Genomic DNA, 26,221 nt, shown 5'->3' with positions numbered 1-26,221 from the left:
GCACGGGGTCCTTGTGGTCACCAGGTATCGCTGCGGAACGGCGAGGCCGGCAGCTGTTGCGAATTGATCAGGTTGGCGTCGGCCGGATTCTCGCGCCAGGCAAAGCGCACGGCGACCGGCGTGGCGACCGCGTCGCTGTGGACGATCACGCGATCACCGTCTATCCGCGCCTGTGCCAGGTGGAAGCGGCGGTCGGCACCGGCCACGGTGAAGCCTTGTACCTGGGTGCCACCGCCACGTACAGCCAGCGCGCTGCCCATCGGGTCGAAGGTGATGACGGCCTGGCTGCGATCGAAGCGGACGGCGCGCTGCACCGGGCCGCTGTACGCCAGCGTTTCGCCATACGCCGCGTGCCGGGCGGCCAGCGCCAGCCGTGCGCCGACGTCGCGCTTGTTGCGCGGATGGATATCCGTCGCATTGCCCAGGTCGATGCTCACCACCTGCGCGGTGTGCGGCAGCGACAGCGCCGCCGACTGCGACTCGCGCAGCAACGCCCACGGGCTCTGCTCACCATGATCGGCGCCCGCGCCGAAGCTGGCCAGCTGCACCCAGACGAACGGCAGCGCCGGTGCGTTCCAGTCCTGACGCCACTGTTGGATCAAGGCCTTGAACTGATCGCGGTAAGCCAACGCCCCGGTGTCGGTCGCATTGCTCTCACCCTGGTACCAGATCACCCCCTTGATCGGGAACGGCGGCAGCGGGTGGATCATGCGGTTGTACAGCAGGGTCGGGGTCTGGTTCTTGTCATCGTCCAGCGCGACCGTGACCGCAGCGGGGCGGAACCGCCAGCGCTGCAGCGGCACCTGGCTGCCATCGGCCAGACGTACGAACAGCTCGGCCGCCTCACCGTGGATACCACCGCCACCGCCCAGGTCCTCGACCCGTACCGCGACCACGTTGCGGCCGGCGTGCAGCTGGCCGGCCGCCAGCGGATACACCCGCGGCGTGTTCCAGGCCATCGTGGTCGCGCCAACCTGCACACCGTTGACGAAGGTGCGGTCCGAATCATCGATCCGCCCGACCCCGAGGCTGCCGGACTGCGCTGCCTGCGCGGCGCTCAGGGTGAACTCGGCCCGGTACCAGCCGATGCCGTCCATGCCGGCATAGCCCCCGGTTTCCCACAGGCCGGGGAGCGTGGTGGCCTCCCAATCCTTGTCGTCGAACTGCACTGCCGACCACTGCGGCTGCTCATCGAACGTGGTCCAGTGGGCAAGCCGCTGCCGCACCTGTGCCAGCGTGCGGGCATCGCGCTCACGCTGCGCCTGCATGCGTGTGGCCAGCGTGGCCGCATCGATGCCCTGGAGCGCCGCAGGCATCCACGCTTCGATGGTGCTGCCGCCCCAGGTGCTGTCGATGATGCCGATCGGCACCCCTGCGTGCTGCCGCAGCTCGCGCGCGAAGTAGTACGCGACCGCAGAGAAGCTGCCCGCGTTGGCGGGGGTTGCCGGCAGCCAGTGGCCACCGGCCAGCGCCGTCTCCGGCTGCCCGGACCAGGATTTGGGAATCTTGAAATGACGCAGCTGCGCGTCGCTCGCAGCGGCGATGGCCGCCGCCGCGTCCTGCGTATCGTGCAGCGGCCATTCCATGTTGGACTGGCCGCTGGCCAGCCAGACATCGCCGAACAGGACATCGCGCACCTGCAGCGCGCGCCCGTCGCCCGTGATCTCCAGCTGGAATGGGCCACCGGCCGCGTGCGGCGGCAGCACGACCTTCCAGCTACCGTCCGTACCGACCGTGGTACTGGCACGCTGGCCGTCGATGCCGACCTGCAGGCGTGCGCCGGGCGTGGCCGCGCCCCACACCGGCAGCGGCTGGTCACGCTGCAGCACCATGCCGTCGGCGAACATCCGCGGCAGGACCGGCTCGGCCTGCACGGCTGCGGAGAACATCGACAGCGATACCGCCAGCGCACACGCTCGTTTCATTGTGGATCTCCATAGACGATGCCGCGTCCGCCGGTTGCGAAGTAGACGCGCCCATGCAGGCGCGGATCCCCGGTGACGCGTTGAATCTGACCGAACTGATGCGCGGCGTCATCGATGCGCAGCCACCGGGCACCACCGTCATCGGAACGGAAGAGCCCCTGGACGCCCTCGACGGTGCCAGCAACGAACACGCTGGCAACGTCACGACCCGGGGCACCTTTGCCGACGCCGAGGCTGTGAACCGTCTCCACCCCCGCCACGCGCTGCAGATCACCCGCGCGCCAGCGCAGCAGCCCCTGCGAACCGGCACCGACATACACCAGCCCACTCTGCTGTGGATCAGCGCGCAGCTCGGCCGTCAGCGCCGGGGCCGGCGCCAGGCGTACGCGGTCGGCCACGAACGAGGCGCCACCATCGTCGCTGCGCAGCAACGCGCCGCTGGCGGCGTCGTACGCATACCAGTGCGCAGGCGAGCGGGTGTCCGCGACCACCACGGCTGTGTTAGGCAGGCCGCGCACGGCCTGCCAATGCCGGCCGTGATCGTCGGTGTACCAATGGCTGCCGCGCAGCGTGTGCCACAGCACCCGGCCGCCATCGCTGGCGATGCGGATGCGGCCCGCGCCTTCGCCGTCCGGCGGTTCGCTGACGAACGCCTGCCACGTTCGGCCACCATCGTCCGACCAGGCCGCACGGACCTCGTCATGCAGGCGATGGCGCACGGTGCCGCTGCGCACCACGTGGGAAGGTGACTGCGGGGCAGCGTCGATGCTCTCGCTGTTGGTCAGGCGCGGACCGGCGTACTGCAATGGCGACACGGTCAGGTCATCGTGGCGGAAGCCATCGATATCGCCCAGCGCGCTCAGCAGGTGCGCGCCCTGCCCCGGGCTGACCAGATCCAGCGGTACGGTTTCTTCCAACCCGTCATTCTGGAACCACCATCGCACCGGTTGGCCGTTATCGGCGACGCGGATATCCCGGCTCGCCCACAGCCCGTAGCCGGTGACGAACAGCACCCGGCGCGGGTCGAACGGATCGATCTGCACGTCGGCGATCCAGTGCGGGGAGGCGTGCGCGGTCCATGGCGCATTGCCGTGGTCGAACCTCGCGCCCGCGATGACCGGGGTCCAGCTGCGACCGCCATCGGTACTGCGGAAGATGTCGTCGTGCGGGCCAAAGCGATTGAAGGTGCTGGCCATCACCACCTGCGGATTGCCGGCCTCCACGCTGACGCCGCCCCAGCCGAAGCCATCGCCCTGGGTGTCACTGGACTGTGGCACCGGACTGATGTCCTGCCAACGCCCCTGCGCGGGATCGAACCGCCACAGCGCGCCATTGCTCATGCTGTCCGGGCCCGGCAGATCCGCGTAGGCGATGTACAGACGCCCGTCGCTGCCCTGCGCCATGCGGGTGGGTCGCAGGCCACGCGGTTGCCCGGGCAGTGCCTGCCAGGTCTGCCCGGCATCGTCGGAGCGGTACAGCGCGGGGCCGGTGGTGGTCGACACACCGGCATGGATCACCGGCGTCGGATCGCCATCACCACCGCTGCGCGCGTCGAACTGTACGAACACGATGCCGATCTGCTGCGTGCCATTCCAGGCCGGCGCACTGGCCTGCGCACTGCGCGCGATCGCCGGGAAGCTCGTCACTTCCTGCCAATGCGCGCCGTGATCATCGCTGCGCCACAGCCCATTGCTGCGCGTGCCCAGCAGCAGGATGCGGCCTTGATGCGGATCCACCGCCAACCGCTCGCCATTGCCGCGCGAGAGTTCGTTGCCACCGAGCTTGAACGGAAGATCGGTGCGGGTGAACGTAGCCCCGCGGTCGGACGAGCGCAGGATCGCGCCGTTGCCCACCCGGGGGTTGGTATAGGTGCCAGCGGCCAGATAGACGCGCTGCGGGTCGCTGGCGTCCACGGCCAGGCTTTCGATGCCGGTCAGGTTGGCATCGTCGCGACCGAGCCAGTCGGTCAACGCGATCCAGCGGCCAGCGGTCTGATCCCACCGGTAGGCTCCGCCAACATCGGTGCGTGCGTACAGCAGGTTCGGCTCGGTCGGATGGAACACCAGCCCGGTCACGAAGCCGCCGCCACCGATCGCCACGTTCTGCCACTGGTAAGGGGCCGCCACGGCGAGGACCGGAAGCACGGCCAGCAACAGCACCAGCCACCCTGCCCGGCAGCGGCCAGGACGGGCCGATGCACGCAACGTCCAGATCAGGCAATCGGCGGGGGTCATGCACGGGCCTCCCGGTGGAGCGGCGTGCGGCACAGCAGCCGCACGCCTGGAGCAGGAACTGCGGCCCTGCCCGCTTCGTGGTGGAGAGGAAGGTCCACGAAGCAGGAAGGCCGACAGACGATCACGCGCGTTACAGGCTCGCGCGCAGGGTGATGCCGTAGCGACGGTCGTTGATCACGAAATCGCGGTAGCGCGTGGTGTAGCCCAGGTAGCTTTCGTTGCGGGTATCGAGCAGGTTCATGCCATCCAGCGACACCGACCAGACGTCGTTGATGTTGAACCGCAGCGAGGCATCCAGCTGGCCGAAGCCCTTGTTGTAGACCGGCAGGTTGCCCGTTCCGTTGCCGGCGGTGGTGATCAGCCAGTCACTGCGCCAGTTGTAGGCCACACGCGCCTGGAACCGCGGCACTTCGTAGCTGAGGATGACGTTGTAGCTGTTCTTGGACAGCCCCTCCAGCGGCACTACCAGCTGGCTGCCGTTGGTATCGGTGGCGTTCGGGCTCGGCGCCTTGGAATCGACATAGGTGTAGTTGGTCTGCAGGCCGAAGTGGCTCATCCAACCGGGCAGGAAATCGAAGAACTGGGTATAGCCCACTTCCACGCCCTTGATCTTGCCGTCATCGCCATTGACCGGGCGGGTGATTTCCCAGTTCTCGCCGGCGTACACCTCGTTGAACACGGCATTGGCGATGAAGCCATCAACCTTCTTGTAGAACGCGGTGCCGTACATCATCGAGCCCTGGCCGAAGTACCACTCCAGCGAGGTATCGAACTGGGTGGCTTCCATCGGCTTGAGGTTGGGGTTGCCCGCCGAACCGGTCCGCCGGGTCACACCGCCACCGGCATCGGCCGCGCTCAGGCTCAGGTTCGGGTTGAGCTTGTCGAAGCCCGGGCGCGAAATGCCCTTGGACGCAGCGAAGCGCAGCTGCAGCTGATCGGTGAACATCCAGCGCAGGTTGAGGCTGGGCAGCACGTCGGTATAGGACTGCTCGACATTCACCGGCAGCAGGCCGCCACCTTCGATGTCGGTGCCGGTGCGCACGCCGTCGGAGGTGACCTCGGTTCGTACCACGCGCACGCCGACGTTGCCATCGAACGGCACGCCCCAGTCGTCCGCGCCGAAGCGCAGCACGCCATACGCCGCGTAGGTCTTCTCGCGCTGGTTGTTGATGTTGTTCGGCGAGAATTCCAGCGGATCAGCGCCGAACGCCGCCAGGGTCTGCTCGTAGTTCTCCACCGCCGCGTCGGCCGCACTCAGGGTGGGACCGAAGGTATAGCTCTTGCCGCGGAAGAAATCAGTGATCGGGTTCGGCACCAGGCCCACGTTGGGGAAGTCGGCGAACGGCGCGCCGAGCCACATGAAGCGCCACACGTTGCCCTGGTTCTCGGCCTTGCGATCGGTGTAACGCACGCCGGCCTTGAAGCTGCGGGCGAAGCCATCGTCGAACGCCAGATCCATGTCCGAACGCCAGGCGAACTCGGTGCCCTTGTTGTCGTCCTTGTTGTCCAGATGGAATTTCCAGCCGACATAATTGGCCGGATCGGTCAGATACCCCTGGTTGCCCGCGGCATCGGTCACGGCCAGGTACGGCAGGTCGCCGCTCAGGTCGATCGTGTAGAAGGGCGTAGCGTTCATGCCGGTGCCCACGATGTAGCGCGTGCCCTTGGTGGTGGCATCGACGTACTGGAAATCGGTGCTCAAGGTCAGGTTCGGGGTCACCGTCCACTTGGCGCCCAACGAGTAGTCGGTGGTGATCGACTTGCGCTGGGTGAGGCTGGTGTTGGAATCGGCCGGGGTGTTCTGGAACACGCCACTGACCAGTTCGTTGCGGTCGTTGACCACGATGTCGCGCGCGCCCTGCATGGCGTCGCCGCCGCTGTAGGCGAAGAACGAGTAATCCTGCCAGCGGAAATCGTAGTCCGAACGCAGCACCTGCGCCTGCACTTCGATGTCGTCGCGCGGGCGCCACTGCAGCGCCACCGCACCGGTGCGACGCTTGCGCTCACCCACGGTGGTGTTGATGCCGGCGCCGTGCGGCACGAACACCTCAGTGCCTTCAAAACCAGGCAGATCGGTCTGCGAATACCACGGTTCCAGCGAAATCGTGTCCTGGCGGAACGGGCTGGTCTGCTGCGAGTAGTTCACCAGCAGGCCGACCTCGCCGATACCGGTCTGCCAGCGGTCGCTGAACATGCCCGAGAACGCCGGCTTGCTGTCATCGGCCAGATCGTAATGGTTGTACTGCAGGCTGCCGGCGATCTTGCGGCCTTCATAATCGAACGGCAGACGCGTGCGCAGGTCGACCGTGCCGCCCAGGCCACCTTCGATCATTTCCGCCGAGGGGTTCTTGTAGACGTTGACGCCGCCGAGCAGCTCGGCCGAGACGTCCTCGAAGCTCAGGCCGCGGCCGTCATTGGCGGTGAAGATGTCACGGCCATTGAGCTCGGTGCGCACCTGGGTCAGGCCACGGATGGCGATGGTGCTGCCTTCGCCATAGTTGCGCGTGATCTGGATGCCGGAGATGCGTTGCAGCGCTTCGGCGACGTTGTTGTCGGGCAGCTTGCCGATGTCCTCGGCCACGATCGAATCGACGATCTGCTCGGCATTCTGTTTGATCTGCTGGGCACGGGTCACGCTGCTGCGGGTACCCGTCACCTGGACGGTGTCCAGCTGGGTCGCGGCATTCGTGTCCTGGAGATCACGCTGCTGCGCCATCACCTGGCCGGCAACCAGCATCGAAACGCAGACCGCCAGCGCACGGCGGCGCAACGCGGTGGGGGCGCGTGCAGGCACGGATGCGCCTGTCGCCCCACGGCAACAACGTACTGACATGATGTTTCCCTCCCAGGACACATGTGCTGACGGTGGGCGACGCCGCTCGGCGCCGCCTGTAACAATCAGGTTGTAGGGTTATGCCCACCACCGGAGGACCGGAGCGGGGTACAACGCGGCCGATCTTTCACGGTCGGCTGGCGGGCAGCTTAGGCAGCGGCAGCCATTCCATGCCAATAAAATATTGGGCTGGATGTATTCCTTCGGAGAATACCATTCACGCGGCCTATACCAGCCGTGGCCCGGCCTTCGTCAGGCGCTCCCGCGCAGCCCCGGATACAGCCAGCGCGCGGTCGTTCGCAGGGCCAGCAGCATGCGCTCGGCGGCCGGCGGCAACACGTGGCCGCGCCGGTAGATGATCCCGAACGACTCCATGCGGACGCCCACGTCAATGGGCAGCACGGTCAGCAACTTGGCCTGGATGTAGGGCGCCACCGATTCCACCGGCAACGCGGCCAGCAGATCGCTGCCGCGCAGCAGGCTGGTCATCACCGGCAGCGAGCTGGTCTCGATGATGTTCTGCGGAATCGGCAGGCCCTGCTCCAGGAACAGGGCATCCAGCCGGGCGCGCAGCACACTGTCGGCCGGCGGCAGGATCCAGCCATGCTTGGCCAGATCGGCATAGTGCAGATCATCGCGGCTGGCCAGCGGATGGCCGGCGCGGGCGATCACCGAATGCGGCTCGTCCGCCAGCGCTTCAAAGGTCAGGTCCGCCGCGCCCTCGGGCCCCAGGATGCGGCCGATCACCAGGTCCAGCTGACCGTCCAGCAGCCGCGCCACCAGCGGCCGGCTGTAGTCCATCTCGACCCGGATCAGGATGTCCGGGAACTCGCGCTTCACCTCGGCGATGGCCTGCGGCACCAGGTTGGTGCCCGGGTTGACCACGGTACCGATCGAGACCTGCCCCATATGCCCGCTGCGCAGCGCGGCGATCTCTTCGGTGGCGCGGCCGATCTCCGACATCGCCGAACGCGCGCGCCGGATCAGCACCTGCCCGTACCAGGTGGGCTCTACGCCGCGGGCGTGCCGCTCGAACAGCTTCACCCCGAGCATGTCCTCCATTTCCGCCAGCAATTTGGAGGCAGCCGGCTGGGTCATGGCAGCAGCCTCGGCGGCGCGCAGCACCGAGCCGTGTTCGTGCAGGTGCAGCAACAACATCAAATGCCGGGTCTTGAGCCGGGAGGCATTTGTCCAAGGGCTAGGTGCGGTCGTCATCACACTTCCGTTCTGCGTTGATCGCCGCATTGAATCACGGTATTCGCCGGGGGAATAGATATCCCGAAAAATTTCATTTGATAAGAATACCTTCGCACGCAACTCTGACCGTATGGCTGCGCCGCCACCGGCCGCCAGCCCGCCAGCGCCCCCCGCGCCCGCCGAGTCATGGAGCCTGCTTTGTCCGCACCCGCTTTGTCGTACCGTCTGCCGTTGGCTCCATCCCTGGACACACTGTTCGATGAGTAAACGACTGCAGGACAAGATCGCGCTGGTCACCGGCGCAGCCAGCGGCATCGGCGCGGCCACCGCTGCGCTGTTCGCCGAGCATGGCGCCCGGGTGATCGGGCTGGATCTGAACCCACCGCTCGCCCCGGATGCACGGATCGACCATCGCCTGGCCGACATCACCGATGCGGCCGCGGTGCGCGCTCTGGTGGAGGACGTTCGCGCCAAGCATGGCCGCGTGGATGTGCTGGTCAACAACGCCGGCGCCGATGTCTTCGCCGACCCGCTGCAGCTGGAAGACGCGCAGTGGGAACGCTGCCTGGATCTCAACCTCAAGGGCGCCTGGAACGTGTGCCGCGCGGTGCTGCCGGCGATGCTGGCGCAGCAGGCCGGTTCCATCGTCAACATCGCCTCGGTGCATGGTCACCGGATCATCCCGCACGCCTTCCCCTACCCGGTCGCCAAGCATGGCCTGATCGGGCTGAGCAAAGCACTTGGCATCGAGTACGCAGCGCAGGGCATCCGGGTCAACTCGATTTCGCCGGGGCTGATCCTGGTGCCCCGGATCGAAGCCTGGTTCGCCAACAGCGCCGATCCGGCCGCCACGCGCCACGCACAGGAGCAGCTGCTGCCCTGCAAGCGCATCGGTGAGCCCAGCGAAGTGGCGTACACCGCGCTGTTCCTGGCCAGCGACGAAGCCCGCTTCATCAATGCCACCGACATCCTGATCGACGGTGGCCGTTCCCAGCTTTACCACGAGTAATCATGAGCGCCCCGACCTTCCAACTGCCTCTCGTCGCGATCCTGCGCGGCATCACCCCGGATGACACCCTTGCCCATGTCGGCGCGCTGGTGGAGGCCGGCTTCGATGCGATCGAAGTGCCGCTGAATTCGCCGCGCTGGGAAGACAGCATCGCCCGCGCGCAGCAGGCCTTCGGTGCGCAGGCCTGGATCGGCGGCGGCACGGTGTTGCGCGAGCAGCAGGTGGATGCCCTGGTGGAGATCGGTGCGCGCTTCATCGTCACCCCCAACACCCGGCCGGCGCTGATCCGCCACGCGGTGGATCGCGGCCTGCAGGTGATGGCCGGGTTCGCTACCGCCAGCGAGGCATTCGATGCGATCGACGCCGGCGCGCAGATGCTCAAGCTGTTCCCTGCCGCCACTTACGGTCCCGGCCACGTGCGCGCCCTGCGCTCGGTGCTGCCGCGCGAGCTGCCGTTGTACGTGGTTGGCGGCGTGACCCCGGATTCCCTCGCCAGCTACCTCGCCGCCGGTGCGGTCGGTGCCGGCATCGGGGGCGATCTCTATCAACCCGCCCAGCCGCTGCAGCGTACCCGCAAGCAGGCCCAGGCGTTCCTCCAGGCCTACCGGACTACGCACGGATGAAGATCACCCGACTGGTTACCTATCACGCCGCACCGCGCTGGCTGTTCCTGAAGATCGAGACCGACGAGGGCATTACCGGCTGGGGCGAGCCGGTGATCGAGGGCCGCGCGCGCACCGTGGATGCGGCCGTGCATGAACTGTCGGAGTATCTGATCGGGCAGGACCCGACCCGGATCAACGACCTGTGGCAGACGATGTATCGCGGCAGCTTCTACCGCGGCGGCGCGATCCTGATGAGTGCCATCGCCGGGATCGACCAGGCGCTGTGGGACCTCAAGGGCAAAGCGCTCGGCGTGCCGGTGTACCAATTGCTCGGCGGCCTGGTGCGCGACCGCATGAAGACCTACCGCTGGGTCGGCGGCGACCGGCCGGCCGATCTGGTCGAGCAGGTGCATCGTTACCGCGAGCTCGGCTTTGATACGTTCAAGTTCAACGGCACCGAAGAGATGCAGCTGCTGGACAGTCCACGCCGCGTGGATGCCGCCATCGCGAAAGTGGCCGCGCTGCGCGATGCGTTCGGCGACAGCATCGATTTCGGCGTGGATTTCCACGGCCGGGTCGGCGCGCCGATGGCCCGCGTGCTGCTCAAGGAGCTGGAGCCCTACCGGCCCTTGTTCGTGGAAGAGCCGGTGCTGCCCGAGCAGGCGGAGTACTACCCGCGCCTGGCCGCGGCCACCTCGATTCCGCTGGCGGCCGGTGAGCGCATGTACTCGCGCTTCGAATTCAAGCAGGTGCTCGCCAACGGTGGGCTGTCGCTGCTGCAGCCGGATCTCTCGCACGCCGGCGGCCTCACCGAGTGCCTGAAGATCGCCGCGATGGCCGAGGCCTACGATGTCGCGCTCGCGCCGCACTGCCCGCTCGGCCCGGTCGCACTGGCGGCCTGCCTGCAGCTGGATTTCGTCTCGCACAACGCGGTGCTTCAGGAACAGAGCATCGGCATCCACTACAACCAGGGCGCCGATCTGCTCGATTACGTGTTGAACAAGGACGACTTCCACTGCGACCATGGCAGCATCGCCGCCCTGCCCAAACCCGGGCTGGGCGTGGAAATCGATGAGGAGCGCCTGCGCCATGCCCATGAGAATCCGCCTGACTGGCGCAACCCTGTCTGGCGCCACGCCGACGGCTCCGTTGCCGAGTGGTGAGCCGCGATGAGCGTTGAACTGGCCCCGGCCACGCTGGCGGTGGACAGCCGCTGCACCCATGGCGAAGGCGTGCTCTGGTGCGAACAGCGACAGAGTGTGCTGTGGGTCGACATCGCCGAGCGCCGGCTGTGGGAACACCACCCCGAGCGCGGCACCACGAGGCACTGGATGCTTCCCGATCGGCCCGGCTGCATCGGCCTGTTCGAGGACGGCACGTTGCTGGTGGCGCTGGTGAGTTCACTGCACCGCGCCGACCTGGCCACGGCCACCGACGATGCGCTGCCGCTGCAGTGGCTGGCCGACGTGGACCCGCTCAACGCGTACACACGCAGCAACGATGGCCGCGCCGACCGCGACGGCAACTTCGTGTTCGGCACCATGAACGAGCACCCCGGACGCGCTGCCGATGGCCGCTTCTACCAGTACTCCACCCGCCACGGCCTGCGCGAGCTGCCGCTGCCGGGCATCGTGATTTCCAATGCGATCAGCTTCAGCCTCGATGGCCGCACGATGTACTGGTGCGACTCGGTATCGCCGCGGATCATGGCCTGCGATTACGACCCCGAGCAGGCCAGCACCACCAACGTGCGCGAATTCACCGCGCTGGCCAATACCGCCGCCGAACCCGACGGCTCGGCCGTGGATGCCGCCGGACGGGTCTGGAACGCGCAATGGCGCGCACGCCAGGTGAGCTGTTACGCACCCGATGGCACGCTGCTGCAGGTGCAGCCGGTGCCGGTCAAACACCCCACCTGCGTCGCGTTTGGCGGCAGCGATCTGCGCACGCTGTATGTGATCAGCTCACGGCTGGACCACACGCCGGAAGAACTGGCCGCCAGCACACACGCCGGTAGTCTGTTCAGCGCACGCCAGGCGCAGCCGGGCCTGCCCGAGAGCCGGATCCGCGGATGATCGCGGTCGACTGGGGCAGCAGCAGCCTGCGCGGCTATTGGCTGGATGATGCCGGCGCGATCATCGAGCAACGCGCCAGCGGGCGCGGCATCCTGCATTGCCAGGGCAACTTCGCCGGCGTGCTGGCCGAGCTGATGGATGGCTGGCCGGACCGTACGATCCTGCTCAGCGGCATGATCGGCAGCCGCAACGGTTGGATCGAGCAGGCCTACCTGCCCTGCCCGGCCAGACTCGCCGATCTCGCCGCGGCCCTGCACCTGCATCACGACGAACGGCTGCCCGGGCGCGATATCTGGTTCGTGCCGGGCGCGGCCGTCCAAGGTGCTGGCGAAACGCCGGATGTGATGCGCGGCGAAGAGACGCAGTTGGTCGGTCTGGACGCCGGTGCCGGCGTGGCGCAGGTCTGCCTGCCCGGTACCCACAGCAAGTGGGCAATGCTGCACGATGGATCGATCACCGGTTTTGCGACCGCCATGACCGGCGAACTGTTCGCCCTCCTGCGCCAGCACAGCCTGCTTGGCCGCCTGATGGACGACGGCGACACCTTCGACGCCACCGCCTTCGCGCAGGGCGTGCAGCGCAGCGGCGAGGCCGGCGGCCCGCTCCACCACCTGTTCGGCGTGCGTGCGCTGGGCCTGTTTGAACGGTTGTCCGCCCTCGCAGCGCCGTCTTACCTCTCCGGGGTGCTGCTCGGCCATGAAATCCGTGCGCTCGCCGACGCCAGCGCGAAGGTCCACCTGGTGGGCAGTGCCGCGCTGACGGCGCGCTATGGCCACGCCTTGCAGCTGCTCGGCATCACCCCGGTGAATGCCCCTGAAAACCTTGCAGCACGGGGCCTGTACCGCCTTGCGCAGCAGCGCCGCCTGCTTGGCTGAGCGCACCGCCCCAGCATTCAGGCACAACCTGTTCTAGAATTACGCGGCTTAACGCCGGATTTCCCCATGCCTTTCGTCGTCACCGAAAACTGCATCAAGTGCAAACACACCGATTGCGTGGAAGTGTGCCCCGTGGATTGCTTCCACGAAGGCCCCAACTTCCTGGTGATCGACCCGGATGAGTGCATCGACTGCACCCTGTGCGAACCGGAGTGCCCGGTCAACGCGATCTTCCCCGAAGACGACGTGCCCGCCGGGCAGGAAGCATTCGTCGCCCTGAACGCCGAGCTGGCCCAGGCCTGGCCGGTGCTGACCGTGCGCAAGGACCCGCCCGCCGATGCCGGCGAATGGGACGGCAAGCCGGACAAGCTGAAGCTTCTGGAACGCTGAGCCTCCCGGCTCTGGCAGCAACGAAAAAGGGCGCCGAGGGCGCCCTTTTCGTTTCCATGACCCGTCCCGATTACGGGGCGAGTTTCGCCTTCAGCTCACCCAGCAGCTTGGTCGGGGCGGCAGCGGTGGCCGGCATGCCACGCGGATCCACGGCCGAGACGTAGGCGCCTGCGTCGACGGCAACCACGCGGACCAGGAAGTCGCTGCCTTCGAAGGCCACGTCGTAGGAACCCAGCAGCTGGGCCTTGCTGGCGATCTTCACACCTTCAACGGACTCCAGGGCGGTGCCGACCTTGGCGAACACCTCTTCCTTGGTGCCCGGCACGGTGAAGCCGGCATTGTTGGCGGCCGCCGGATTCGCGGCCGGACGCGCGGCCTGCGAAGCCAGCGTCGAACTGGCGACGGCGGCGGTGGCAGCGGCCTGGCCAGCCGGGACGTTCAGATCCGGCGGCACTTCCAGCGGGCGCACTTCCGGGGCCAGGGCATAGTCGCCCTTGGCGCCACGCTTGAAGCAACCGGTGGTGCCGACGAGGGTGGCGGTGGCCAGGATCGCGAAGGACAGCACGCGGAAGGCGGAAACGGATTGACGCATGGGAATCTCCTGAGTGACCACTGTGATCAGTGGTTGGATAGTGCTTCCAGCGCACCGATATCGGTGGCCAGGTGTTCGGCAGCGGCGTGATGGGCCGCGGACAAGGGCAGCAGCGGCAGGCGCAGGCCGTCACCAATGCCGATCCGGCGCAGCAGGTCCTTCACCGGGATCGGGTTGGACTCCACGCCGCAGAATTCATGGAACGGTTCAAGGCGGGCATCCCACGCCTCGGTCGCCTCGCGCTCCCCGGCTGCCGCCAGGTCGCACATCCGGCGGTACGCGCCCGGCAGGGCATTGGAGCCCACCGAGATCAGGCCATCCACGCCGGACAGGATCGAGCGCGCGGCCGTACCGTCGTCACCGCTGAGGATGGCGAAATCCGGCGCACGCAGCGCCAGCAGGGCATTGACGCGACCGACATCGCCGACCGCCTCCTTGATGCCCACGATGTTCGGGTGCCGGGCCAGTTCGGCCACGGTCTCGGGCAGCATGTCGCAGCCGGTGCGGCCGGGAACGTTGTACAGGATGACCGGCAGGCCGCCCTGGTCGGCCACGGCGCGGTAATGCGCGATCAGGCCCGCCTGGGTGGGGCGCACGTACGGCGGGGTCACCACCAGCGCATGGGTGGCGCCATTGGCGGCCGCCCGGCGGGTCTGCTCGATGGTCTTGGCCGTCCCCGACAGCCCGGTCCCGGCCAGCACCGGGATGCGCCCGGCGACGGTTTTGACCGCACTGCGCAGCAGCTGATCGTATTCGTCGTCGGACAGGGCCGCCGCTTCACCGGTCGAACCGGCCACCACGACACCGTGAACACCACCCTCCAGTTGCAGGTGCAGCAGGCGCTGCCAACCGTCGGGATCCAATGCGCCGTTCGCCTGGAAGGGCGTCGCCAGCGCGGTGATGAGACCGGAAAGGGACAAGGACATCGTGCTCGGAAGAAAGGGGGCACCCTGCCTGCGTAAACGCCGGCCAGATGTACGTTGCATGTTACTTGCGGGTCGAAAGCGCGGGCAAGTATGCTGGACTCCGGCGAACGAGCCGTCGTCCGGCCGTTCAGACTCACCTTGCATCACCCGGAACCATCTTGACCGACACCACGCCGCGGCCTGCGCCGACCGAAAACCACCTCCTGATCAACGCCTATACGACGCATCCGGAGTCCCCCCTGCTGCCTGTGACCCGGCGTATCGCCGACAGTGGCTGCAATCTGGTCGATGCCCGCCTGGCCACGGTCGGGCGCGACGTGTCCGTCACCGCCCTGGCCACCGGCTCGTGGGATTCGGTAGCCAAGCTGGAGGCGATGCTGACCCGGCTGGAGCGTGAGGAAGGGCTGAAGCTGGTCTGGTACCGCACCGGTGCCAAGCAGGCGCAGTCCAACCTGCTGCCCTACATCGTGGAAGTGATCGCCGCCGACAAGCCGGGGATCCTGTTCCAGCTGGCCGATTTCTTCGACCGCCAGGGCATCACCATCGAAAACCTGCAGAGCACGCGTTACCGCGCGATGCAGACCGGTGCGGAAATGTTCTCCGCGCAGGTGACCATCGGCGTGCCGGCCAACATGCACATCGCCGCGCTGCGCGATGATTTCCTCGAGTTCTGCGATCACCTCAACCTCGATGCGATCATGGACCCGATGAAGTTCTGATGCTTCGCGCGTTCGTCACGGGCGCGCGGGGTTTCATGCAGTTGTAGTAGATCCACCCCAGGATCCGGAAAGGAACCCATGAACGACGGCGACACCCTGGACAGCACCACCCTCGCACTGCCGCTGGCCTTGTCCGGCGGCGAGACCACCACCCTCGGCGATCTGGCCGGCCAGTGGCTGGTGCTGTACTTCTACCCCAAGGACAGCACCCCGGGCTGCACCACCGAGGGCATCGATTTCAACGCACTGCTGCCGCAGTTCACCCAGGCCGGCGCCCGCGTCTTCGGCGTCTCCCGCGATTCGGTCAAATCCCACGACAACTTCTGCGCCAAGCAGGGCTTCGCCTTCCCGCTGATCAGCGATGGCGACGAAGCGCTGTGCACCGCGTTCGACGTGATCAAGCTGAAGAACATGTACGGCAAACAGGTGCGTGGCATCGAGCGCAGCACCTTCCTCATTTCGCCGGACAGTCGTATCGTGCAGGTGTGGCGCAAGGTCAAAGTGGCCGGCCACGCAGACACCGTCCTTGAAGCCCTGAAGGCCGCGAAAACCCAGTGATCAACCCGGCACCCCCAATGGCCATCACCCTGCCCCGCAGGTCGTGATGGCTTGTCCCTGTTCTGCCACCAGGAATTGACGATGACCCGAGGCAAGCGCATCTACGTACTGGATACCAACGTGCTGATGCACGATCCGACCGCGCTGTTCAAGTTCGAGGAGCATGATGTCTACCTGCCGATGCAGGTGATCGAAGAGCTGGACAACGGCAAGAAGGGCACCACCGAGGCGAGCCGCAATGCGCGCCAGGTCAGCCGTTTCCTCAATGAGCTGGTGCAGGCCTCGGGCCTGGACAACCTGGCCGACGGCATCCCGCTGCAGCGTCCCAACGGGCTGCAGCTGCGCGGCAAGCAGAGCGTGGGCCTGCTGCGTTTCCAGACCAGTCATTTCGATGCTGGCAAGAGCTTTGGCGCGGTGATTCCGGACAACGCCATCCTCGGCGCGATCCTGGCGCTGAAGGAACAGGTACCGGAGATTCCGGTGGTGTTCGTGTCCAAGGACATCAACCTGCGGATCAAGGCGGCGATCGCCGGCATCGTCTCCGAGGACTACGAAAACGACCGCGCGCTGGACGATTTCAGCCTGCTCTACACCGGCGCCACCGAGCTGCCGGAAGACTTCTGGAAAAAGCACACCGACAACCTGCGCAGCTGGAGCGACAAGGGCCGCACCAGTTACGAAATCATCGCCAGCGAAGACGAGAACTGGCACCCCAACCAGTACGCCTACCTGCCGGGTGACGATGAAGTCGAACTGCGCGTGGCCAAGGTGGACGGCGACAAGATCACCCTGTCGCTGGTCAACGATTTCCGCCACGGCAGCCACGCGGTGTGGGGCATCAGTGCGCGCAACCGCGAGCAGAACTTCGCGCTCAATGCGTTGATGGACCCGGATATCGATTTCGTCACCCTGCTCGGCACCGCCGGCACCGGCAAGACGCTGCTCGCGCTGGCCGCCGGCCTGGCCCAGACCATGGACCAGCAGCGCTACCGCGAGATCATCATGACCCGTGCGACGGTCAGCGTTGGCGAGGACATCGGCTTCCTGCCCGGTACCGAAGAAGAAAAGATGACGCCGTGGATGGGCGCGCTGACCGACAACCTGGAAGTGCTCACGCATACCCAGGAAGGCGGCGCATGGGGCCGTGCGGCCACCAACGACCTGATCGCCAGCCGGATCAAGATCCGCTCGCTGAACTTCATGCGCGGCCGCACCTTCCTGTCGCGTTATCTGATCCTGGATGAAGCGCAGAACCTCACCCCCAAGCAGATGAAGACCCTGATCACCCGTGCCGGCCCGGGCACCAAGATCGTCTGCCTGGGCAATGTCGAACAGATCGACACCCCGTACCTGACCGAGACCACCTCGGGCCTGACCTACGCGGTGGACCGCTTCAAGAACTGGCCGCACAGCGCGCACATCACGCTGCGTCGAGGCGAGCGTTCGCGCCTGGCCGATTACGCTTCGGAGGTGTTGTGAGCCGTTCCCTGTCCCGTGCCGTCCTGCCGCTGGCGCTTGCTGCGCTGGCGGCAGCCTGCACGCCTGCCAATACGCGGCCGGGCGCCAGCGTCCCGACCGCGATCAAGACCGGTCAGTCCTGGGTGGTGACGCGACCGATCGTCGCCGCCCAGGTGCTCGATACCTGCTCGCGTGACAGTCCCGGCCGCGAGGCCGGCCGGGTCACCGGTTACTGGGCCCCCAGCCGCAAGGACGTCGAGCAGCTCGAGGCCGCCTTGCCGACACTGGAGGCACAGGTGCCCAACGCCGCCGGATTCGATCGCCAGTACGTCGGCATCGAGATGAAGGCACGTAAGCTGATCTACCTCAACGCCTTCCATCTGCCTGACGATGCCGACATCGATCCCGCGCGCGATGCGATCCGGGTCTGCGATGGGGGCGCGCAGTTCTGGGGCGCAGTGTTCGATCCGGCCAGCGGCAGTTTCTCGGATGTGCAGTTCAACGGCCCGCCCGCGGGCCGTTGATCGCGCCGTGACCACCACCGCGCACGCCGGATGAGCATCCGGCTGCCCACCTGGGTCTGGATCGGGGCGATCGCCCTGTCCTGCGTCGCCGGGATGGTCAACGTGGTCGGCTTCCTGGGCTTCGAACACCAGGCGGTCAGCCACATGACCGGCACCACCAGCCAGCTGGGGATGGCACTGGCCCAGCGTGACTGGCGCGTGGTCGGGCATCTGTGGGGGCTGCTGATCGCGTTCTGCGTGGGCGCCACGCTCAGCGGCGTGATCATCCAGGACAGCGGCCTGCAGCTGGGCCGTCGGTATGGCGTGGTGCTGGCGCTGGAGTCGCTGTTGCTGCTGATCGCGATCCCGTTGTTCAAACAGCAGCAGATCTGGGGCGCACTGGCGGCAGCGACGGCCTGCGGCCTGCAGAACGCGATGGCGACCACCTTCAGTGGCGCCGTGGTGCGCACCACCCACCTCAGCGGCATGTTCACCGATCTGGGGATCGGCCTGGGCCACCTGCTGCGCGGGCTGCCACTGCCGATCCGACGGCTGACCCTGAGCGGGTTGATCGTCAGCGGCTTCCTGGCGGGTGGCGTGATCGGCGCCCTGTTGTTCCTGCGCTTCGGCTACGACGCCCTGCTCGCCCCCGCGCTACTGACCGGCGGCACCGGGCTGGGCTACGTGCTGTACCGGCAGTGGGCACTGTTGCGGGCGCGCTGACAGCGCGGCAGCAATGCCGCGGCAAACATTGCACAATCGGCGTATGACGCCCTCCAGCCCCGTTTCCGCCCTGACCATCGCCGGTTCCGATTCCGGCGGTGGCGCCGGCATCCAGGCCGACCTCAAAGCGTTCGCCGCCCATCGCGTGCATGGCCTGTCCGCGATCGCCGCACTGACCGCGCAGAACACCCGCGGCGTTACCGCCGTGCACGTGCCACCGCTGGCGTTCCTGCAGGCGCAGATCGATGCCTGCTTCGCCGATTTCGATATCCATGCCGTGAAGCTGGGCATGCTGGCCAATGCCGACGTCATCGGTCTTGTCGCCGACGCACTGGAAAAGCAACGCCCACCGCACGTGGTGCTGGACCCGGTGATGGTCGCCACCAGCGGCGCCAAGCTGCTCGAAGCCAGCGCGCTGGAGGCGATGCGCACGCGCCTGATCCCGCTGGCCACGCTGCTGACGCCCAACACCCCCGAAGCCGAGCTGCTGCTCGGCCGCCGCATCGTCACCGCCGAGGATGCCGAGGATGCCGCCGACGCGCTGCTTGAACTGGGCGCCGGCGCGGTCCTGCTCAAGGGCGGGCATCTGGACGAAGGCAGCCGCGTGATCGATCGCTACTTCGACGGCGTGACCCGCGAAGAATTCATTCATACCCGCCTGCCGGTGGATGCGCACGGCACCGGCTGCACGCTGGCCTCGGCCATCGCCGCGCAGCTGTGCCAGGGCCTGTCATTGCCCAATGCCTGCGAAGCGGCCATCGACTACGTCGCGCGCGGCCTGCAGAGCGGTTATTACCCGGGCCGCAGCGAGGTGCTGGTGATCGACCATTTCGGTGCGGCACGCCCGGCATGATCGACGCCTCGCCTCTTACTGTGCAGGCCGAAGACGGCCATCGCTTCGAACTGCTGGCGCGCGTGCCCACACAGCCGCGCGCACGTCTGCTGTGGTTGCCTGCGCTGGGCGTGGCCGCGCGCCATTACCTGCCCTTCGCCGAGGCGCTGGCCGCACGCGGCGTTGCGGTGTACCTGCACGAGTGGCGTGGCAACGGCAGCAGCAGCCTGCGCCCGTCGCGCACGCAGGACTGGGGCTATCGCGAAATCCTCACGCAGGACCTGCCGGCCAGCCTGGCGCGGTTGCCTGACGAGGGACTGACACCACTGATCATCGGCGGCCACAGTCTTGGCGGTCAGCTGGCCTGCTGCTTCGCCGGGCTGCATCCACAGCGGTTCGCGCGGGTGTGGCTGGTCGCCAGCGGCACGCCGTACTGGCGCACCTTCCCGGCCCCGCGCGGCTGGACCCTGCCGCTGGTGTATCGCTTCCTGCCCTGGCTGGCCCGGCGCCAAGGGGTCCTGCACGGCAGGAAACTCGGTTTCGGCGGCACCGAGGCGCGCAGCCTGATCCGCGACTGGTCGCGCGTGGGGCTCAACAACCACTACGCAGCGGCTGGCATGGCGGTGGATCTGGAGGCCGGCATGCGCGAGCTGCGCGGCCAGGCCACTGCCGTGGTGATGGACGCCGACTGGCTGGCGCCGGTGGGATCGATGCAGGGCCTGCTGGACAAGATGCCGGGCATGCGTGCGCAGCGCTACGTGGTCAGTGCGCAGATGTTGGGTGCGCGCGCCGATCACTTTGCCTGGATGAAAACGCCGGAGGCCGTGGTACAGCGGCTTTTTCATTCATTTGAATGAAGACCTTCACAAAAACCGTTGACGAATGCGACGCCGATCCGCATAATTCCGCTCCTGTTGACGCGCCCGTAGCTCAGTTGGATAGAGTACCTGGCTACGAACCAGGCGGTCGGGAGTTCGAATCTCTCCGGGCGCACCATCAACAGGGTATCGATTTCGCCGTCGGTATCAGCTGTAAAAATTCGATGTAAATGCGCCCGTAGCTCAGTTGGATAGAGTACCTGGCTACGAACCAGGCGGTCGGGAGTTCGAATCTCTCCGGGCGCACCATTACATCGAACGGCAAGCCTGCTTGCCTTCCCGTCGAACGTGGCAACACGCGCGGCAGGACACACAACCAGACAATGCAAATGCGCCCGTAGCTCAGTTGGATAGAGTACCTGGCTACGAACCAGGCGGTCGGGAGTTCGAATCTCTCCGGGCGCACCATTGCATCGACGAAGACAGCAGCCCCCGGTTGCTGTTTTTTTTTGCGTCAGCCCTGCGGAGAGACGTGCGCCTGCGCCGCCTGCATCGCCATCAGATCGGCTTCGCCCGGCAGTTCCGGCGCGGGGCACGCACCGCCGGCATGGGCGTCGTGCGCCAGCCAGTCATCGACCACGCCGCCCAGCAGATCCACGCGCAGCGGCAGCGTGATGTGGTCTTCGCCCCTCAGCTCGATGTAGTGCACGCGCGGGCTGGCGGCGGCCAGACGACGGCCCTGCCCGACCGGCACGTGCTGGTCATTCTGACCATGCAGCAGCAGCACGCAGGTACGACTGTCCGCCAGTGCGCGGGTGACATCGACGCGGTCCAGGTCCAGATCCAGGCGCTGGCTGGCGGCGGCGATCACCTGGTCGATGTCCTGCCCGCCGTAGCGCCAGCGCCCGTAGGCGGCCATCACCTGCGCCTTCCAGGCGGTCGGCTGCAGCGACATCAGGTGCGGGATCATGCTGCGGATCGCATCGCCGGCATTGGCGAAGGATTCCATCGCCACCACGCCGGTAACCTGGTTGCCGAGCTTGTCGGCGGTGAACAGCGCGGTGGCCGCACCGTAGGAAACGCCGAACAGATACAACGGCCCGACCACCTCCCCGCGCGCCTTCAGCGCGGCGATGACATCGACCACGTCATCCGATTCGAACGTACCGTAACCGGACGGGCCGGCGCCGGAATGGCCGTGATTTCGCAGATCGATGGTGACCACGCGATAGCCGGACTGCGCCAGCTGCAGCGACCACGGCAGCATCGCATCACCGTTCATCATCCAGCCGTGCAGCAGCACCACCGTGCCGCGCGGCGCCTGCGGCTGGAACGGATGCGGCAGGTCCAGCGCCATGCCGGTACGCAGCGGCTCGCCGTTGTCGTGCTGCTGGGGCAGATACTCATAGCGCACCCCGTACTGGCCGGGATCGAACGCACGCCAGAAGATCGGCACACCTGCGCGGCCGGTGACCCGACCATGGCGGTTGGGGACGCTGTCCACTGCTTCGGCGATGCGCGGCATATCCAGCAGCGTGGACACGCCACCGGGCGCGATCAGCCGATCGCTCAACGAGGTCGAGGCAGCGGTGGAGGTCAAGGAGGAGCAGGCAGCCAGCCACAGGCCAGCCCCGGCCAGCAGCAACAGCAGCAAGCGCTTCATGGGCAGAGTCGGAAAACCAATCGAGTCGGGCAGGTTACCGATCCGCTCCGCACCGCTCTATCGCATCCGTATGACCATCCGATGACAGCGAGGCCAGGATTCAGGTTGACTACCCCAGCCAGCCTTCCATCGTCGGCCACCAGCCCGCCAGCACCGCCGGCCGCTGCATGCGCTCGCGCCACCAGCGCAGCGCCGCACCCTCCTCGCCGGTGCGCCACGCCAGCCAGAACGTCTCGTCCGGCTTGGGCTCCTCGACCTGCCTGATCACCAGCCGACCATCCCGAACCGCCCGCTGCACATACGGCTCGGGCAGGAAGCCGAAGCCCAGCCCAGCGCACTGCAGGCGGAACTTGCTGACCATGTCCGGCACGGTGACGGTCTCCTGCCCCATCAGCAGCCCGACCGTGCGTGGCAGCAGCCGCCGGGCCGAGTCTGCCACGGCGATCGCGCAGTGGGCAGCCAGCTGCTCACGGCCCAGCGGTTCGGGCGCGGCTGCCAGCGGATGCGAGGGTGCGACGGCGAACACGAAACGCACCACACCCATCGGCTCGACCACATAGCCCCCGCCGCTGGGCCCCTCGCCTGCCGCGCCGACCAGCAGGTCCGCGCGCCGGTCCAGCAGCGCTTCCCAGGTGCCCGACAGCGATTCACTGATCAGCCGCATCCGGGTCTGTTCGGCCACTGCATTGAAGGCACGCACGTCCTCGGCCAGTAACGCCGGCACGAACATCGAGTCGACCGCCACGGTCAGCTCCGCCTCCCAGCCGGACGCCACCCGCCGCACCCGCATCTCCAGCTCCCGCGCCGCCCGCAGCAGATGGCGGCCCTCCTCCAGCAGTGCGTCGCCGGCCGGGGTCAGGTGCGCGCGCGGACCGACCCGGTCGAACAACTGCACGCCCAGGTCCTCCTCCAGCTTGGAGACCGTATAGGAAATGGTCGAAGGAACCTTGTGCAGGGCCTTGCCGGCCGCGGCGAACGAGCCACGGCGGTCGATGGCATCCAGGATCTGCAGTGCATCGAGGCTGAGCTTGAGCATTCGAATTTTTCGATGATGGCTTGCGAAACTATCCGTTTTTCAACCGGCCGGAGCAAGCGGATACTGGCCGCAACAGGAAAGGGAACGGCAGCGACCGCCCCGGACCGCCATCGAAACCATCGAACACCAAGGAGATTCACCATGCTGCAGATCCGCAAGAGCAACACCCGTGGCAAGGCCGACCATGGCTGGCTGAACTCCATGCACACCTTCTCCTTCGCCAACTACTATGACCCGCGCTACACCAGCTTCGGCCCGCTGCGGGTGATCAACGAAGACCGCGTGCAGGGCGGCCAGGGCTTTGGCACGCACAGCCACAGCAACATGGAGATCATCTCCTACGTGCTCGGCGGCGCACTGGAACACAAGGACTCGATGGGCACCGGCTCGGTGCTGCGCTACGGCGATGTGCAGCGCATGAGCGCCGGCAGCGGCGTCAGCCACAGCGAGTTCAACCACTCGGCCAGTGAGCCGGTGCACTTCCTGCAGATCTGGCTGTTCCCCGACCAGGAGAACATCACCCCCAGCTACCAGGAAACCCACTTCGCCCCGGAGACCAAGCGCGGCCAGCTGCGCCTGATCGCCTCGCGCGATGGCCGTGACGGCTCGCTGCTGATCCACCAGGACGCCAACATCTACGCCACCATCCTGGACGGTGACGACCGCGTCCATCTGCCGCTGGCGCCGCGTCGCGGTGCCTATGTACAGGTCGCCCGCGGGCAGCTGCAGGTCAACGGCATCACCCTGGAGACCGGCGATGCGCTGCAGGTCAGCGACGAGGCGCAGCTGACGCTGGAAAACGCCAACGATGCGGAGGTCATCGTGTTCGAGCTGGCGCTGTAACCACCCGGCCGCAAACGCAGACACCCCGGTTGCCCGGGGTGTCTTCGTTGCATGGATCAGAATTTGTAATTGAGGGTCAGCCGCACGTTGCGCGGCTCGCCCCAGGTGTAGGTGCTGTACCAGCTGAAGATCGTGTAGTAGTGCTTGTCCAGCAGGTTGTTGACGTTGAGCGTCGCCGACAGCTGATCGTTGAACTGGTAACGCGCCATGGCATCGAGCAGCCAGTACGGTTCGGTGCGGTGGATCTGGCTCCCGCCGGTGGCCGGGTTGGTGATGGTGCCGAAGGTGCTGCCCTGCCAGCGCGCGCCGCCGCCCACGCTCCAGCCATCGGCCGGCCCGGTGAGGCGATAGCTGGTGTGCACGCTGAACTGATCTTCCGGCTCCAGCGTGGAGACCTTGGTGGACTGCTGGCGCGCGATCTTGTGCGCGTAGCCGCCCTGGATCTGCCAGCCCGGTGCAAGCTGACCGGAGACTTCCAGCTCATAGCCCTTGGTGCGCACGCCCATCAGGCCCTCATAGGCGATCCCGCCGCTCGGCGTCCTGCCGCCGGTCGGCTGCGCATAGTTGTCCTGCTCCAGCTGGAACACCGCCGCACTGGCGTTGAGGCGGCCGTCGTAGAACTCCGCCTTCAGGCCCGCTTCGTAGCTGCGCCCTTCCAACGGATCCAGCACCCGGCCCTGTTCGTCCTGGTTGCCCTGCGGCTTGAAGATGGTGCTGTAGCTGGCGAACACCGAGAAATTGCGGTTGAGGTCGTACACCAGACCGGCGTACGGCACGACCACGCCGCTCCCGTCGGTGTCCGGGGATTTATAGTTCGCGATGCGACTGCCGACGATCAGCTTGAGCGGATCGGCCAGGTCGAAACGGCCCACCACATAGGCACCACTCTCGCGGGTGACCTGGTTGTCGCCATAGCCCCACTGCCAGTCCGGCTCGGGCACATCACCCGTCCACGCGTAGTAATCGGCAACGTCGCTCACGTAGCTCGGCTGCGGCGAGTAGCCGTTGTTGACCCAGCGCTTGCGCGACACGCTGCCACCAACGACCAGCTCATGCTGCCGGCCGAACCACTCGAACTTGCCGCTGACGTACAGATCGGCCGCGTTGCTGGTGGTCTTGCCGATGTACTGGCCCAGCCACATGCTCACGCCTTCACCGGTCACCGGATCCGGATTGCCACCGGCCGCCGCGCCCAGCGAGGCGTCATAGCCGTTGACCTGGTGGTTGAGCTGCAGCTTGGCGACCCAGCCATTGGCGAAGGTGTGCTCCAGCGTGGCGAAGCCCGTGCGGGCGTACTGGCCCCAGCGGCTCCAGCGCGCCCCGTTGTTGAACGAGCGCGGCATGCTGTTGAAGTTGCCTGCACTGTCCAGCAACGGGATGCCGCCCCAGCTGGAACCCTCGGGATCGCTGTCCTGGTAATCGGCCCCGACGGTCAGCAGCGTGCTTTCGCCGATGTCGGCTTCCAGAATGCCGTAGAACACCTCATTGCTGCGCTGGTAGTGGTCGACATTGGAATGCTTGTCCTGGTAGGCACCCACCACGCGCCCACGCACGCGACCGCTCTCGGTGAGCGGGCCGGCGACATCGACTTCGGCGCGGTAGCTGTCCCACGAACCGACACCCAGCGTGGCACTGCCGGCCAGTTCCCGGGTGGGCTTCTTGCGCACCAGGTTGATGGTCGCGCCCGGGTCGCCCATGCCGGTCAGCAGGCCGGTGGCCCCCTTGAGCACTTCCACGCGATCGTAGATGGCCATGTCGCTGAGCGTGTTGCCGGCCGAGTACGCCGAATCGCGCGCCATCGGGATGCCGTCGTACTGGAAGTTCTGCACCGCGAAGCCGCGCGCGTAGTACTCGGTGCGTTCGCTGTCGTAGGTGACGATGCTCACGCCCGGCGTGACCTTCATGACGTCATCGATGCCGTTGAGCCCGAAGTCGTTCATTTCCTGCCGGGTGATCACGCTGATCGACTGCGGGGTCTGGCGCGGGCTGAGCACCAGGCGCGTCGCCGTGGCGATCGTGCCGGGCGTATACGAATCACTGCCTTCGGTCACGGTGCCGAGCTGATTGGCCGTGACCTGGACGGTCTGCAGGGTCTGGGCGCCGTCCTTGGCAGATGCGTCACCCGTCGGCGCCTCGTCGGCCTGCACGGCCGAGGCGGACAAGGCCAGGCCCAGCACGCAGGCCATCGCCTGCATCAACGGGGAGAACGCGGGAACAGCACGACGGCGACCCGAATGGATCGGGGCAACACGGAACGGAACGACAGACACGGCAATGCCTCCAGGCAGGAAGGGACTCCTCTGGCGGCGGCTGGAGGGAACGAATGGGCGGCATGATGCCGCATCCGGGCCTATAGCGAAAGGCTATGCGGCAGGCGAGCGGGTGGAGAGCCCCGCAGACAGGCGAC

The 26,221-nt window shown here is 66.9% G+C and carries 23 protein-coding genes and 3 tRNA genes; 17 read left to right on the top strand and 9 right to left on the bottom strand.

Features of this window, described 5'->3' with window-relative positions:
- Positions 1-17 precede the first annotated feature (17 nt).
- The 4 genes from ABE464_RS00970 to ABE464_RS00955 form a co-directional block, all read right to left on the bottom strand.
- The gene (locus tag ABE464_RS00970) at positions 18-1,925 is read right to left on the bottom strand and encodes a sialate O-acetylesterase (protein WP_346470351.1); all 1,908 of its coding nucleotides are present in this window, start codon (positions 1,923-1,925) and stop codon (positions 18-20) included.
- Entirely contained in the window at positions 1,922-4,159 is a 2,238-nt protein-coding gene (locus ABE464_RS00965; RefSeq protein ID WP_346470350.1) for a cellulase, read from the bottom strand. Before ABE464_RS00965 ends, ABE464_RS00970 begins: the two co-directional genes overlap by 4 nt.
- Before the next feature lie 130 nt (positions 4,160-4,289).
- The gene (locus tag ABE464_RS00960) at positions 4,290-6,896 is read right to left on the bottom strand and encodes a TonB-dependent receptor (RefSeq protein ID WP_346470684.1); all 2,607 of its coding nucleotides are present in this window, start codon (positions 6,894-6,896) and stop codon (positions 4,290-4,292) included.
- A gap of 348 nt (positions 6,897-7,244) precedes the next feature.
- Complete coding sequence (locus ABE464_RS00955; protein ID WP_346470349.1) at positions 7,245-8,207, bottom strand: LysR substrate-binding domain-containing protein; 963 nt, start codon at positions 8,205-8,207, stop codon at positions 7,245-7,247.
- Positions 8,208-8,448: 241 nt separating this feature from the next.
- Between ABE464_RS00955 and ABE464_RS00950 the strand changes: the two genes are divergently transcribed.
- From ABE464_RS00950 to fdxA, 6 genes are all read left to right on the top strand, one after another.
- The gene (locus ABE464_RS00950; RefSeq protein ID WP_346470348.1) at positions 8,449-9,198 is read left to right on the top strand and encodes an SDR family oxidoreductase; all 750 of its coding nucleotides are present in this window, start codon (positions 8,449-8,451) and stop codon (positions 9,196-9,198) included.
- A 2-nt stretch (positions 9,199-9,200) separates the two neighbouring features.
- Positions 9,201-9,821, top strand: a complete 621-nt coding sequence (locus ABE464_RS00945; protein WP_346470347.1) for a 2-dehydro-3-deoxy-6-phosphogalactonate aldolase — start codon at positions 9,201-9,203, stop codon at positions 9,819-9,821.
- On the top strand, positions 9,818-10,966 hold the full coding sequence (dgoD, locus tag ABE464_RS00940; protein ID WP_346470346.1) for a galactonate dehydratase: 1,149 nt from the start codon (positions 9,818-9,820) through the stop codon (positions 10,964-10,966). Before ABE464_RS00945 ends, dgoD begins: the two co-directional genes overlap by 4 nt.
- Positions 10,967-10,972: 6 nt before the next feature.
- Positions 10,973-11,878, top strand: a complete 906-nt coding sequence (locus ABE464_RS00935; protein WP_346470345.1) for an SMP-30/gluconolactonase/LRE family protein — start codon at positions 10,973-10,975, stop codon at positions 11,876-11,878.
- Positions 11,875-12,753, top strand: coding sequence for a 2-dehydro-3-deoxygalactonokinase (locus tag ABE464_RS00930; RefSeq protein ID WP_346470344.1), 879 nt, complete (start codon positions 11,875-11,877; stop codon positions 12,751-12,753). The genes ABE464_RS00935 and ABE464_RS00930 overlap by 4 nt, the downstream gene beginning before the upstream one ends.
- A gap of 66 nt (positions 12,754-12,819) precedes the next feature.
- On the top strand, positions 12,820-13,143 hold the full coding sequence (fdxA, locus tag ABE464_RS00925; protein ID WP_123728932.1) for a ferredoxin FdxA: 324 nt from the start codon (positions 12,820-12,822) through the stop codon (positions 13,141-13,143).
- Between the two features lie 70 nt (positions 13,144-13,213).
- Here fdxA and ABE464_RS00920 read toward each other — a convergent pair whose 3' ends face one another.
- Entirely contained in the window at positions 13,214-13,735 is a 522-nt protein-coding gene (locus ABE464_RS00920; RefSeq protein WP_346470343.1) for a hypothetical protein, read from the bottom strand.
- 26 nt (positions 13,736-13,761) lie between these two features.
- Positions 13,762-14,655, bottom strand: a complete 894-nt coding sequence (gene dapA, locus ABE464_RS00915) for a 4-hydroxy-tetrahydrodipicolinate synthase (RefSeq protein ID WP_346470683.1) — start codon at positions 14,653-14,655, stop codon at positions 13,762-13,764.
- Between the two features lie 164 nt (positions 14,656-14,819).
- On the opposite strand from dapA, the gene ABE464_RS00910 reads away from it, so the two are divergent.
- The 10 genes from ABE464_RS00910 (at position 14,820) to ABE464_RS00865 (ending at position 20,740) form a co-directional block, all read left to right on the top strand.
- Positions 14,820-15,380, top strand: coding sequence for a glycine cleavage system protein R (locus ABE464_RS00910; protein ID WP_019183297.1), 561 nt, complete (start codon positions 14,820-14,822; stop codon positions 15,378-15,380).
- A gap of 78 nt (positions 15,381-15,458) precedes the next feature.
- The gene (locus tag ABE464_RS00905) at positions 15,459-15,938 is read left to right on the top strand and encodes a peroxiredoxin (RefSeq protein WP_265310072.1); all 480 of its coding nucleotides are present in this window, start codon (positions 15,459-15,461) and stop codon (positions 15,936-15,938) included.
- A gap of 81 nt (positions 15,939-16,019) precedes the next feature.
- Positions 16,020-17,417 carry a PhoH family protein gene (locus tag ABE464_RS00900; protein ID WP_346470342.1) on the top strand — a complete coding sequence of 466 codons (1,398 nt, stop codon included), beginning with the start codon at positions 16,020-16,022 and terminating at the stop codon, positions 17,415-17,417.
- An 8-nt stretch (positions 17,418-17,425) separates the two neighbouring features.
- A complete protein-coding gene (locus ABE464_RS00895; RefSeq protein ID WP_346470682.1) occupies positions 17,426-17,920 on the top strand; it encodes a hypothetical protein in 495 nt (164 codons plus the stop codon).
- Positions 17,921-17,950: 30 nt separating this feature from the next.
- Positions 17,951-18,622, top strand: a complete 672-nt coding sequence (locus ABE464_RS00890) for a YoaK family protein (protein ID WP_346470341.1) — start codon at positions 17,951-17,953, stop codon at positions 18,620-18,622.
- A 43-nt stretch (positions 18,623-18,665) separates the two neighbouring features.
- Entirely contained in the window at positions 18,666-19,475 is an 810-nt protein-coding gene (gene thiD, locus ABE464_RS00885) for a bifunctional hydroxymethylpyrimidine kinase/phosphomethylpyrimidine kinase (protein ID WP_346470340.1), read from the top strand.
- Entirely contained in the window at positions 19,472-20,311 is an 840-nt protein-coding gene (locus ABE464_RS00880; protein ID WP_346470339.1) for an alpha/beta fold hydrolase, read from the top strand. Before thiD ends, ABE464_RS00880 begins: the two co-directional genes overlap by 4 nt.
- 62 nt (positions 20,312-20,373) lie before the next feature.
- Positions 20,374-20,450: transfer RNA gene (locus ABE464_RS00875), tRNA-Arg, on the top strand.
- A gap of 54 nt (positions 20,451-20,504) precedes the next feature.
- Positions 20,505-20,581: transfer RNA gene (locus tag ABE464_RS00870), tRNA-Arg, on the top strand.
- Positions 20,582-20,663: 82 nt separating this feature from the next.
- Positions 20,664-20,740 (top strand) — tRNA-Arg (locus tag ABE464_RS00865).
- A gap of 46 nt (positions 20,741-20,786) precedes the next feature.
- Here the strand turns inward: ABE464_RS00865 and ABE464_RS00860 are convergent.
- Entirely contained in the window at positions 20,787-21,935 is a 1,149-nt protein-coding gene (locus ABE464_RS00860) for an alpha/beta fold hydrolase (protein WP_346470338.1), read from the bottom strand.
- A gap of 109 nt (positions 21,936-22,044) precedes the next feature.
- Entirely contained in the window at positions 22,045-22,971 is a 927-nt protein-coding gene (locus tag ABE464_RS00855; protein WP_346470337.1) for a LysR family transcriptional regulator, read from the bottom strand.
- Positions 22,972-23,112: 141 nt separating this feature from the next.
- On the opposite strand from ABE464_RS00855, the gene ABE464_RS00850 reads away from it, so the two are divergent.
- Positions 23,113-23,814 carry a pirin family protein gene (locus tag ABE464_RS00850; protein ID WP_346470336.1) on the top strand — a complete coding sequence of 234 codons (702 nt, stop codon included), beginning with the start codon at positions 23,113-23,115 and terminating at the stop codon, positions 23,812-23,814.
- 56 nt (positions 23,815-23,870) lie between these two features.
- Here ABE464_RS00850 and ABE464_RS00845 read toward each other — a convergent pair whose 3' ends face one another.
- On the bottom strand, positions 23,871-26,009 hold the full coding sequence (locus ABE464_RS00845; RefSeq protein WP_346470681.1) for a TonB-dependent siderophore receptor: 2,139 nt from the start codon (positions 26,007-26,009) through the stop codon (positions 23,871-23,873).
- Positions 26,010-26,221: the final 212 nt, after the last annotated feature.

The sequence above is a fragment of the Stenotrophomonas sp. TWI587 genome, from assembly GCF_039674145.1.
In the GTDB taxonomy this organism is placed as follows: domain Bacteria; phylum Pseudomonadota; class Gammaproteobacteria; order Xanthomonadales; family Xanthomonadaceae; genus Stenotrophomonas; species Stenotrophomonas maltophilia_AY.
This window is presented reverse-complemented; position numbering and strand designations above follow the sequence as displayed.